This is a genomic window from Hymenobacter mucosus (genome assembly GCF_900188255.1).
Lineage (GTDB): Bacteria > Bacteroidota > Bacteroidia > Cytophagales > Hymenobacteraceae > Hymenobacter > Hymenobacter mucosus.
The window spans coordinates 623,408-635,583 of sequence record NZ_FZNS01000001.1 but is presented as its reverse complement, the minus strand read 5'-3'; the positions used below and the strand labels follow the sequence as shown (position 1 = coordinate 635,583).

The window sequence follows — 12,176 nt, the reverse complement described above, 5'->3', positions numbered from 1 at the left end:
CATTGGGTTCACTAACCCCCACTAGTTATGCGCTGTGTGGTAGCCAGCATAATTGCCTAGCCGCTCGGTTTTATCAATATGTTTCGGAGGCATTCCGACCGGAGTGGGTAATACTGCGTCAACGCCTACTGGGCGCTGCTCCATCAGCACGGAACTGTATACTACTAAAGCCGGCGTGGGAATGCCTCGACAATGCCCATACCGAATGCCTGTGGTTGTGCCTCAAAACCGAGCAATTCGAACAACGGGAGTGGCCTGTATTTCACGACGTAGCTGACACCCAGCACAGCGTAGCCACGTATTTTGGCTACTATAGTTACGAGTGAAGCCACTCAACTCTTGCCTACTTAACCTCGCAAATATTTCACTTACAACAACTTATAAATATTTCCCTAATCTGTTCCACCTAACTGAACCATCTTATTTTGCTGCTTTTAGTCAGTTCTGATTAGGTGACTATAAAGCTCTTAGTCAAGTATTGAGAATACGCCCTCCGTTAATCAATCTTTTCAAATACAGTATTCCTTACGCTTTTGATGAGGCAGGAGTAAACTTCTTAAGAAAAGCATCTACTTGCTGTCCTAGTGCCCGGGCATATCTTTTTTCCACTAAGACATGCACCAAGTAGGCTGCTATGAAGCTGGCAATCGTCAGCCCTACTAGGAGTACATATTTATTGGATATAGTATGCAGGCGCTGGTAGAAGATGTAGCCAATGTTATGGTGTAGCAGATAAACGGGGTAGGTAAGGGCCCCTAGTGTGCCGAGGGCGTTGAAGCGCTTTAGCGTGATGTAGCCGTCTGTAATCAGCAGTAAAACGGCAAATATTGCCACAATGATACTGCCTACTATGACAGGCGAAAACTGGTCATGGAATGCTACGCCTAACCCTACGCTTGCTGCTATTCCATTACGTAGGGCCAACCCTAAAGCAACCAACAACAGGATGTGAAGCTTCCACCGCTGAGTAAAACCGATCTTTCGCAAGTAAAGAAGCATGCCCCCAATGAAGAGGGGAGCGAATTGAGGAAAGAACGCAAAGGAGAAAACAGAGGGGGCAGGCGTACTTCCTGCCAGCAACGAGTAAAACAACCACCCCATCAGAATCCATTGCATATAATCAACTAGCTTATATGCAATCAGTAGGGAGATTAAAAAGTAAAAACTGATTTCAACGGTCAGGGTCCAATACACCCCATCTAAATCTCGAAAACCAAAGAACTGCTGTAGCATTGTCATGTTAACAATGTACTGGGTCAAAGAGGCATCCATAAGATGGGTTCGAAAGGGGGAGTCAGCTACTGGTCCCAGAAATCGTATTGCTAAGAACGTAAGGGTGCAGGCAACCCAGAATGCAGGATACAATCTAGTAAAGCGGGAAAAGAAGAACTGCCATACCGTTTTCCCCATGGCGCTCATGAGTACGACGTAGCCGCTGATTACAAAAAAAAGGTGAACCCCCAGGTATCCGTATTTACAGATAGAGCCTAACCAAGGGTAGGATACAGGGTTCAAGTTGTCGGCCATGTAGCCACGGTAAGTGTAGTGGAATATAACTACAGCGAAAGCCGCAATAAAGCGCAATAGATCAAGCGCATAATTACGATCTTCTCGCTTCGAAACAGTTGTGGACATGCCGGAGATTGGTAATGCTGAGTTGCACGACTAGTGCTCACTTTGGAAACAAGAAGCAGTACAACGTAAATAATCAAAGATAATTGTGTATTTTATATTGAATGGCTTTTCGGTGAATACGTTGCTACCTTGGAACACAGGATGATAGTGCCACGATAATTGGTTGTTGTAGTAGGCCGCAACCTCTTCTAAGTTTCAACCTCTTGACTGTATCCACTATGGTTCGGCGCACTGTGTTCTCCCTAATTGGGATGCTGATGATTAGTACTTTACATACATAGTGCGTCCGCAGCGGCGTGAAAGCAGGCAGAGTACTAGTACCCACCACCAGGCGAGAGTGCCAGATCCATACTTGCACCTAGGACCAGCTACGGACAGTTGAGATGCTTTTCGCTCGGTACTTTGATGTATAGCTGTTTCGCCTACCACAAAGGCTAAAGCTTACGGTTGGTCAGCAGCTTGCCACACTAGCTTTGAGGAGTAATTCGGCTATCGAAGGCAGAGCGTTGGTCGGTCGAGTGGGAGGGCTTATGGGTCGTGATTCTGGCATAGTTTGGTAGCGCAGAATAGTCGGTTTGAGGGCACTATAAAGCGTCAGTGCGCGTTAAGACAAGAATACCCAAAACCGCGCAAACAGTGGCAAAAACCGAATAAATTTGGTATGTTTGCCTACTTAAGCAGTTAGCGCTGAACCTACCGCAACATGAGCGAAACGAAAGAGAAAAAAGCCCCCGCCGAGTACTCCGCGAACAGCATTCAAGTACTCGAAGGGCTCGAAGCTGTGCGCAAGCGCCCGGCCATGTACATTGGGGATATTGGGGTGAAGGGCCTGCACCACTTGGTGTGGGAAGTAGTGGACAACTCCATTGATGAAGCCTTGGCCGGCTACTGCGATACAATTCAAGTAACAATCAACGAGAACAACTCCATCACCGTGCGTGACAATGGTCGCGGCATTCCTGTCGACTTCCACCAGAAAGAGGGCCGCTCGGCTCTAGAGGTGGTAATGACTGTGCTGCACGCCGGTGGTAAATTTGATAAGGACACGTACAAAGTATCCGGTGGTTTGCACGGGGTAGGGGTAAGCTGCGTGAACGCGCTTAGCCAAGACCTGAAAGTAACCGTGCGCCGCAACGGTAAAATGTACGAGCAGGAGTACAAAATTGGGGCACCTCAGTACCCAGTACGGGAGATTGGCGAAACGGAAGAGCACGGCACGCAAGTAGACTTCCTGCCTGACGATACAATCTTTACCGAGTCGGTCTACAAGTACGCCACTATCGCGTCGCGTCTGCGGGAGCTGTCGTACTTGAACAAGGGCATCACCATTATCCTCACCGACCGTCGTGAGAAGGGAGAAGATGGAGCCGATTTCCTGACAGAAACCTTCCACTCTGAAGGTGGCCTGGCTGAGTTTGTACAGTACCTCGACGGCTCGGAGCGTCATGCGCTGATGCCTACGCCTATCCACGTGGTAAGCGAGAAGGGCAACACGCCGGTGGAGGTTGCATTGCAGTACAACGACTCTTACCAGGAGAATATCTTCTCGTATGTTAACAACATCAATACCCACGAAGGCGGTACGCACGTAGCTGGCTTCCGCTCTGCCCTTACTCGCACACTCAAAGCCTACGCCGATAAGTCTGGCAAGCTGGAAAAGGCTAAGGTGGAAATTTCGGGCGAAGACTTTCGCGAAGGGCTCACGGCAGTTATTTCAGTGAAAGTAGCGGAGCCTCAATTTGAGGGGCAGACCAAAACAAAGCTGGGGAACAGTGAAGTTAGCGGCGCAGTGAACACCGTTGTGGGTGAGATTCTGGCGCAGTACCTAGAAGAAAACCCGAAAGAGGCTAGCATCATTGTGGAGAAGGTAATCCTGGCCGCCAAGGCCCGCATTGCTGCTCGCAAAGCCCGCGAAATGGTGCAGCGCAAAACGGTGTTAGGTTCAAACTCACTACCTGGTAAGCTAGCCGACTGCTCCGAATCAGACCCGGAGGTATGCGAGCTTTACTTGGTGGAAGGTGACTCGGCCGGTGGGACGGCCAAGCAGGGCCGTAACCGCGCATTTCAGGCCATTCTGCCCCTGCGGGGTAAAATTCTGAACGTAGAGAAAGCGCAAGAGCACCGCATCCTTGAGAACGAAGAAATTCGTAATATGATTACGGCATTGGGAGTTACATTTGGTGTCAATGCCGACCCAGAGAAAGGTATTGAAGCAGATGCCAAAGCGCTGAACACCGCAAAGCTGCGCTACCATAAAGTCATCATCATGACAGATGCTGACATTGACGGTTCGCACATCCGTACCCTGATTCTGACGTTCTTCTTCCGCTACATGCGTGAACTGGTAGATCGTGGCTATATCTACATCGCCCTGCCGCCGCTCTACCTTGTAAAGCGGGGCAAAGAAGAGCGCTACTGCTGGACTGAGGATGAGCGTATGCAAGCCCAGGAAGAAATGGGCAAAGGTCGTCCTGAGACGGTGAACGTGCAGCGTTATAAAGGCCTTGGGGAAATGAACGCCGAACAGCTGTGGGAAACCACCATGCAGCCTGACACCCGCTCCCTCAAGCAAGTAACGGTAGATTCGGCTGCGGAAGCCGACCATTTGTTCTCCATGCTTATGGGAGACGAAGTGGCACCCCGCCGCGACTTCATCGAGAAAAACGCCAAATACGCGAAATTGGACGTGTAATCACTAGATTGGAAAGGCCCGCCGTATAGCGGGCCTTTTTGTTGTCCTACATGGCTGTCTATTCAACCAAGTGGAACGCCGACCAGCGCGAGTACAAGTGTGCCACCCTAGCTTTTCACTAGTATAAGAACTTTAATTAATTCAGGTGCGCCCTCGGAACCAATCGTAGGCTACCCCCGGGCAATGCAGGAAAGCAATATGGTGGAAGTGGCTGGCACTACCGCGCGAGATGGTACCCCTACCACGGGTCGCGATGCGTATGCACAAACAAAGCGCGTTCTGGAGAAAATTAAGGAAGCCTTATGAGAAGCTGGAGCTACCTGCGAGCAGGTGGTCCGCACACGCATTTTCCTTAGCAACATTGCTGATTGGGAAGCTGTGGGGAAGGCCCATGCAGAAGCGTTTGGCAAGATCTAGTCTGCTAGCACCATGCTAGCCGGACAGGCCCCAATTGATCCACGGTTATTGGTTGAAATAGAGGCCACAGCTATTATTCCTGCGTAACGTACCTACAAAGGGCCGTTTGCTCGTATTTTGTCCGGCCTTTCCTTGCTGTTATGAAACTGTTTAAATCCGCGGACTTAATCCGCAAGAGTAAATACATTAGCCGCGACCTGAGCTGGTTACGGTTTAATTACCGCGTGCTCGACCAAGCGAAAGATGCCGGTCGGTCCTTATTTGATCGGCTGCGGTTTATGGCCATTACTTCCAGCAACCTTGATGAATTCTTCATGATTCGGGTGGGGTCGTTGTATAACTATCTGGATTATGGCAAAGAGCGGGTTGATTACTCTGGCCTGCGAGAGCTGCCATTCCGGCGCAAGCTGCTGGATTTTGCCCACCGTTTCGTCAACGACCAGTCGCTCACGTACCTCAACGAGCTGAAGCCGCTGTTTGAGAGAAACGGCTTCAACATACTGAAGATGTCTGAACTGACGGAGCTGGAGCTCAAGAAGGCTGATGGCTACTTCAAGAACACCATCTTTCCGCTGCTCACGCCTATGGTGTACGACTCCTACCACGGGTTCCCGCTGATGATGAATCAGATGCTCATCTACGGGGTTGTGACGCGAGCCGGCGGTGGATTGGATGGTAGCATGGAAGCGGAACGCGGGCAAGACCGTCTCACCTTCGTGCAGATTCCCCAGAACCTGTCGCGCTTCTTTGAGCTAACGCGCAAAGACAAAGTTATTTTTGTGCCCATTGAGGAAATTGTGCGGGCCAATCTGCCTAAGCTGTTCCGTAATGTTGAAATTGTATCGGCCGATTTGTTTCGCATCACGCGCAATGGCGACTTTACCTTGGAAGAGTCTGACGACATTGACGTGGACTTCATCAAGGAAATTCAGCTGGGCCTGAAAACTCGCAAGAAGGGCCGGGTAGTGCGCTTGGAGGTAGAGCCAAATGCCTCGGCGCTACTCATGCAAGTACTGAAGGAGCGGTGGAATATTGATAACGGCAATGTATTTGTTATCAGTTCTTTAATTGATTTGAAGGGGCTATTCCAGGTCCTGAAGCATCCGAACTTCCGAGGCAAGGGTTTCAAGCAGCCTGCGGCTGTTACGCCCCTCAGCCTGCCAGAGGGGGCCGAAGACAACTTATTTGACTACTTAAAGCAGCATGATGTGCTGCTCCACCACCCGTACAACAGCATTGAGCCAGTAGTACGCTTGTTGGAGCAAGCTGCTGAAGACCCCCACGTTCTGGGAATCAAGCAAACCATTTACCGCCTGGCCGATGATTCGCGCGTGACAGCCGCTTTGCTTAAAGCCGCTGAAAACGGCAAGCACGTATCGGTACTGTTTGAGGTGAAAGCACGTTTCGATGAGGAGCGCAACATCCGGGAGGGGGCACGCCTGGAAAAGGCCGGCTGCTTTGTTATCTACGGGGTGAGCAAGTACAAGACGCACACCAAAATGCTCCAAATTATACGCAAGGAAGGGGAGAAGGTAACGCGCTACGTGCACATTGGGTCAGGTAACTACAACGAGCAAACGTCGCGCATTTATACCGACGTCAGCCTATTGACAACCAACGACGTGTATGGGCATGATGTATCAGAGTTTTTCAACGTTATCACGGGCCATTCCCAGCCCGATGACTACGAGTACCTGATTACGGCTCCTAAAGACATGCGTCAGCAGCTTATTTCTCTGATTCGGGAGGAAGTGCGCAACGCTAAAAAAGGGCTGCCTAGTGGCATTGTGATGAAGATGAACTCCTTGGAGGACAAGGAGATGATAGATGAGTTCTATAAAGCCAGCCGTGCCGGCGTGCCCATTCGTTTCATCGTACGGGGTATCTGCTGCCTGCGTCCTGGGCGCGCTAGCCTCAGCGACAACATTGAGGTACGCAGCATTGTAGGCGACTACTTGGAGCACTCACGCTTGTTCTACTTCCATCAAGCCGGCCACCCGAAAGTCTACGCTGGCTCTGCCGACCTGATGGTGCGCTCCTTCGACCGTCGCATTGAAGCCTTGTTCTTGATTGTGAATCCGCAGCTAAAACGGGAAGCCATCAATATCCTGTACTTCAACCTCAAGGATAATCAGAATACCTACCTCATGCGCGAGGATGGGGCCTACATCCGTCGCCAACCAGTGCCGGATGAGCCGGTATTCAACGTGCACAAGGAGTTTTATAGCAAGAATTTCGCATTGCTGAGTGAAAACGCGCTGTACGAGGAATGGCTTAACCGGGCCGATGTACTGTACGATAATGCTGATTCGAATGGCAATGACCACACTTCCATCCCGTCCTACGATCAGCCCAATGCGCAAGAAGTAGAGGAGGAAGAAAATGAGCAGCCCGTTGCCGTAGATGCCCACGACGGGCAAGAGCCAGATGAAGAGGCTGCGTTAGAGTAGGCGTTGCCAATCCGCAAGAGTAAGAGAAGCAAAAAGGCCGGTACCACATGGTACCGGCCTTTTTGCTTCTTTGAGTTGAATCCGCAGCTACTTATTCTACCTCGGTTGGGCGACTCTGCACCGCGGGAATAGGCTTCTGTAAAGAATGGTCATCATTAGCCCGAATTTCGTCAAAGTGGTCTTCAAACAGCGTTTGCAGCATACCATCCTTAAGGCCAATGTCGGGTACAATCATTTGGTGAATGTGGGCCCACTCCATAGCCGACAAGTAGATGTGACCAGCCGGCACAATCACGTCGGCCCGGTCGGGGTTAAGTAGCGCTACGTTAACGCGCTCATCCATGGTCATGCCCGTGAGCTGCTCGAGGATGGTAGCAATACGCCGCCGCGTTACGGGCTTATCAAGCTGGGGCTGGGCTAAGCTGTAGAGCTTGTTGATGTTGCCGCCCGTGCCAATGGCGCGCGATACGTGGTAGCGGCGGGCATTCTCAGTAACCCACTCCTCCATGCGCTTCCAGGTAGCGTTAAGCGCATCGGCACCCAGGCCAGATTCTTCTTGCTGCATCCGGCGGATTGAGCCTACCTCAAACGACTGGGAAGCTACCTTGCGGCGGTTGTGGTAGATGTTGAACTCAGTGCTGCCACCTCCCACGTCAATATGCAGGTAGTGCTTATTGTCCTCGAGCAGTTGTTCAATTACGCGGTTGATGTAGGCCGCCTCATCCTGGCCATCAATCACGCGGATGGTCATACCCAGTTCCTTCTGCACTCGTTGTGCTACAGCCTGGCCATTGGTGGCGGTGCGCATAGCGGAAGTGGCGCAAATGAGGTAATGGTTGGGGGCTACGTCGTGCACTTCCATGAGTAAGCGCAACGCATGCAGAAACTTGACAAACTTCTCCTGTTTCTTGTCTGAGATGCGGCCGGTGGCGAAGACATCTTCGCCTAGACGCAGTGGGTAGCGCACGTACTCTACGCGCTTGAGGCGGTACCGGTCGCCGTAGTGGAGTACGGCCGAAATCTGGCACCGCACGGCATTCGAGCCGATGTCAATGGCAGCAAGTTTCAGGAGCGGATATTCCATTCAGTAGAGAGTTGAGCGAAAGAATATGACCAAATATAGCCGGTCATAGTGGGGAAGGCACGGTCAAAAGCACGTTAGAAAGTCAATGCGCCCTGTTTTCGCGGAAACAGGGCGCATCAGTCAGCAGCAAAGCACTTAGTTATCAATGCGGAAGCCCAGGCCGAACTGAATCAGGCCATTTTCTGGCGACTTTTGATAGGATACGGACAATGCCAGTTGGTCGGACACCGGGGCGATGTAGAAGCCGCCGCCGTAGCCTTCATGCCAGCCGCTAGGGGAGGAGCCTTGGAAGTATACTCGGCCTTTATCATAGAAGCCGAATACACCGTACGAGAAAGGCAAGAAGCCCGTTTGCACCCGCCCAAGCGCCAAGCGTAGCTCTGTATTCAGATACAAGCTGGCGTCGCCGGTGAAGCGGTTGCGGTAGTAGCCGCGTAGGTTTTCACGGAGTCCTAAGCTGGTAAATTTGTAGAAGGGAATCTCCTCGTCGTTGCCGTAGTTTTTGGCGCCTCCGCCCTTTAGAACCAGCGTTACGGGAATACCCAGCCGAGCCGTGCCATAGTACTCAGCGAAGGCTTGGGTGAGGCCAAAGTTACTCTTGCTGCGATTAAGCTGATGGTAGCTGTCGTGCTGTACGCGCAGGCGCACGCCACGTCGGGCAAAGCTCTGTCGGTCTCGCAAATCCAAGTCTAGCAAAGCGTTTAAGCCAATTAGACGCTGGAAACTAGCATTAGGAACTCCTGTTTCGGGGAACTGCGGGCTGTTGAATAGCTGCCCTAGGTAGCTGTTGGTGGCGTAATTCGACGTGTAGTGCTCATACGTTGGCCCGATGCGAAACACGCTACGCTGCCAAAACATCCGCTCCGTGAAGGCGCTGAGCGTGTAGCCTTTGTAGCGGGCCTTGTAGTAGTTATCGTCGTACAGTCCTTCGTCTTTGGTAGTGTTGTTCCCCAAGCCAAAGAAGTTGTAGAAAGGGAAAAAATTACCATACTCGGTGCGGGCGCCTATATCCCACTGCCCGAATGCATGCCGGTAACGCGAAGCCAAGGCTACCTGAAAATTGCCGTTGCTAGACCCCCGTATATCAAATGAATACAGGTTTTTGTAGTTCGGCTTGCGGAACCCTTGGTGCACGAAGTCTACTCCTACGCCTGCGCCAAACCCGTCGCTCTGATTATAGATTAAGGTAGCACGGGGCTTGTACGTGTCGTATTCAAACTGCTCCCGGTCGTAGGCGTTTACCTCTGGTTGGGTAGAGGTGCGGTTATCCGTCTCGGAGCTGGCCTTCAAGTCCGTATCAATTACATCGTACACCTTGGTTTTAGCGCGCAGGCCGCTCACGTGCGAGTCGTCGGCAATCTGGTCTTTGCCGTCGCCCCCTATGATGCGTACCAATACACTGCGCTTAGCCGTTCCCGCGACGGTGAATACATCTTTGCCATCGAGGCCGTAGAGGCTCACCTCACTGGTTTCCTTGGGGTGGAACGTGCGGTCAAAAAGCGGCCTGCCATTGGGCCCGTCACCTTCCTTGGCTTTATCAAACATCTGCACCCGCACACTACCATTCGAGAGGCGGTCTACCAAGAATACTTCCGCCTTGTTGGAGCCTACTATGTCTACCCGTTTTGCCAGGAGCAGGTAGTAATCATCGAGTGCCCGGGGTAGCTCCTGAATGCGAGCTTTTAGCTTACGATTTAGTTGGTCGCCTGAAAGGGGTTTTAGCTCTTGAGGCAACGTAGCCGTTGCCTCGTCGATGGCGGCCGGCGTAATGCGTTCCTGCATGTACTTGCCTATTTCCTGCCATTGCTCCCGGCTTAGGCTTTGAAGCAAAAAACGGTCGAGGTGGCGAGCCGGCCAGTTTAGGCTCTTCAGGTCATGAAACTCTGATTGGAAGTCTTCGATGCTGGGCACAGCCCATTCCCGGTTGGCAAGGTAAGTAAGTGCCCCATTCCACAGCGTAAACGACTGGTCCCGGTCGCGCGGAATGGGTTTGTACACGGTCTTCTTGCCGTCTTTATAGCCGGCCCACTTCCAGTTGTCTTCGTGCTTGCCAAAATCGGCCACCAGCATATCGAAGGCGCGGGCGCGGCCCAGCGCCACGGCATCAATGCGGTTATCGTTGTCTTTATACAGCTGGCGGAAGAAGCTAAACGAACGGCGCACATCGGTGGCCCCTCCAAAGCCGGGTAGGTTTGGCTTGGGGTCTACAGGCCGGTCCTCTAGCGTGCCAAGCAGACCGGCATACTCTTCTCGGTAGGGGCCCAGCTGGTTGTTGTCGGGGAGCACAAACAACCGCGGCCGGGCATGCAGAATATCCGTTTTATCCAGTAATGACCCCGTAACCAGCGCCGAGTAGGGGTGGGCCGTAGCCGTGATTTCGCGCAGCACGTCGGCGGCAATAGAGCGGCGCAATTCGGGTGGCAAGATGCGCGTCACATCCTTATCAACCGAGCGAAACACGTACTCTGAAGAGTCGGCAGCAATAAGCTTAAGGGAGGTAGTCTGGCGTCCGCCCCCACGACCAAACGGCCGCAGCCCACCCTTTTCTGTCGCTAGGTTAAGAGTAGGCACTTGCACCGGCTGGGTCCAAGAAGTCCGATACAGGTCGCCGAGCCAGAACCGGGATGATCGGGTGCCGCCGTACTGCTTGCCCGCGGCCAGGGTTTGAGTAGGTTGAAACGGGGCATCTGGTTTGACCTCAGCTACTCCTTTGGGCGCCGTAGGACACTCGGGAATAAAGCTATTGACCGGAATTTTGGGTAAGCGCGGTTCCTGGCAAGCCGACTGAAACAGGGTAGTAGCATACGCCTCCTTCACGTCGGTACCGCTTCCGGTGAACGTGTAAAAAGCGGTTTTTACAGTGCCATCTGCGTAGTACTCTACCTTGGAAAATCCTTCCTCCGATATATTGAACTGCGACGTGCCATTGGCGCCCACGTGCTGCTTCTCAGAAAAAGAGCCTGATACCACCTGGTAGTTGCCCGCAAACGGGGTCAGCTGTAAGCTGTAGTCGTGGGCGGAGGCGTACACAACCCCAGGATTATCCTTTAAGGTGTTCGTCATGTCCTTCTGGAACTCCTGGTAGGCTGGGTTGGCTAAATCGCGCGGAGACCCCACGTTTTGGCGGTAAGCTGCGTATACGGTGCCCAGCACTGGAGGCAGCAAATGCCGGCTCAAGGGCATGTGGCCACCATACACGCCCGTACTGAAAATGGGTTGGTGACCAACCAGCAGCACATTGCGGCCCTTGGTGTCGTCCAGCACATCTTGCAGCTGCTCTCGGAATTCTTCCTTCGTAAGCGTTTTGCACTCCGTGTCGGGGGCTTCAGGCCGGTCGTACGGATGGGTCCACCACGGCGAGTTGATGGCCACAAGGCGCACATTGCTGGCAACATCTACCACTTCAGGGCCTGGGCATCCACCGGTAGGCAGGAAGGCGTTTTGGCCGGGCAGCCTGTCCTCGATGTACTTTTCGAGGCGCCGCACCCGCTTTAGGCCTTCGGGCCCGGAGTTCGCCCAATCCTTGTCGCCGGGGATGAAGTATAGCTTACCATTCGGTAGTCCCTGAACCAAGCCAATAAGTGCATCGGCCCGGGCAGTTTGTGCAGCCTGAGCAGAGTCCTTCTTACTGCCCAGGCCTTCGTTTCCTACTACATCGCCCAGATGAACTACCGTGAACGTACCAGTTTGCTGCTCCAAAGTCCGGCGCAGCGCCTGTACATGTTGAACGGGAAGATCGGTAGTAGCAGTGTTGCCGAGTAAGTAAACAGTATGAGTAGGAGAAACTGACTGCGAAAAGGCGGGAAAAGTGGCCGCTAAACCAAGGCCAGTAAGCAGCGCGCGAGTGTAGCGTGGAGGCATAAGGGGAGTTGTAGAAGGCTGTTCTACGCAGAAGCAA

The 12,176-nt window shown here is 52.6% G+C and carries 6 protein-coding genes; 3 read left to right on the top strand and 3 right to left on the bottom strand.

Annotated elements, in window-relative coordinates:
• Positions 1-525 precede the first annotated feature (525 nt).
• On the bottom strand, positions 526-1,635 hold the full coding sequence (locus CHB83_RS02700) for an acyltransferase family protein (RefSeq protein ID WP_089331567.1): 1,110 nt from the start codon (positions 1,633-1,635) through the stop codon (positions 526-528).
• A gap of 703 nt (positions 1,636-2,338) precedes the next feature.
• Between CHB83_RS02700 and gyrB the strand changes: the two genes are divergently transcribed.
• The 3 genes from gyrB to ppk1 all read left to right on the top strand — a co-directional run bounded on the left by gyrB (position 2,339) and on the right by ppk1 (position 7,194).
• Positions 2,339-4,327, top strand: coding sequence for a DNA topoisomerase (ATP-hydrolyzing) subunit B (gene gyrB, locus CHB83_RS02695; RefSeq protein ID WP_089331566.1), 1,989 nt, complete (start codon positions 2,339-2,341; stop codon positions 4,325-4,327).
• Positions 4,328-4,510: 183 nt separating this feature from the next.
• Positions 4,511-4,633 carry a RidA family protein gene (locus CHB83_RS24185; RefSeq protein ID WP_262489918.1) on the top strand — a complete coding sequence of 41 codons (123 nt, stop codon included), beginning with the start codon at positions 4,511-4,513 and terminating at the stop codon, positions 4,631-4,633.
• A gap of 251 nt (positions 4,634-4,884) precedes the next feature.
• The gene (gene ppk1, locus CHB83_RS02685; protein ID WP_045688836.1) at positions 4,885-7,194 is read left to right on the top strand and encodes a polyphosphate kinase 1; all 2,310 of its coding nucleotides are present in this window, start codon (positions 4,885-4,887) and stop codon (positions 7,192-7,194) included.
• Positions 7,195-7,285: 91 nt separating this feature from the next.
• On the opposite strand, the gene CHB83_RS02680 is transcribed toward ppk1, so the two are convergent.
• Entirely contained in the window at positions 7,286-8,278 is a 993-nt protein-coding gene (locus CHB83_RS02680) for a Ppx/GppA phosphatase family protein (RefSeq protein ID WP_052695256.1), read from the bottom strand.
• Between the two features lie 135 nt (positions 8,279-8,413).
• Positions 8,414-12,139, bottom strand: coding sequence for a hypothetical protein (locus CHB83_RS02675; protein WP_089331565.1), 3,726 nt, complete (start codon positions 12,137-12,139; stop codon positions 8,414-8,416).
• Between the last annotated feature and the right edge of the window lie 37 nt (positions 12,140-12,176).

Coding starts and splice junctions, on each gene's coding strand:
- gyrB (WP_089331566.1), top strand. CDS start 2,339: ATGAGCGAAACGAAAGAGAAAAAAGCCCCCGCCGAGTACTCCGCGAAC.
- CHB83_RS02675 (WP_089331565.1), bottom strand. CDS start 12,139: ATGCCTCCACGCTACACTCGCGCGCTGCTTACTGGCCTTGGTTTAGCG.
- CHB83_RS02700 (WP_089331567.1), bottom strand. CDS start 1,635: ATGTCCACAACTGTTTCGAAGCGAGAAGATCGTAATTATGCGCTTGAT.
- CHB83_RS24185 (WP_262489918.1), top strand. CDS start 4,511: ATGCAGGAAAGCAATATGGTGGAAGTGGCTGGCACTACCGCGCGAGAT.
- CHB83_RS02680 (WP_052695256.1), bottom strand. CDS start 8,278: ATGGAATATCCGCTCCTGAAACTTGCTGCCATTGACATCGGCTCGAAT.
- ppk1 (WP_045688836.1), top strand. CDS start 4,885: ATGAAACTGTTTAAATCCGCGGACTTAATCCGCAAGAGTAAATACATT.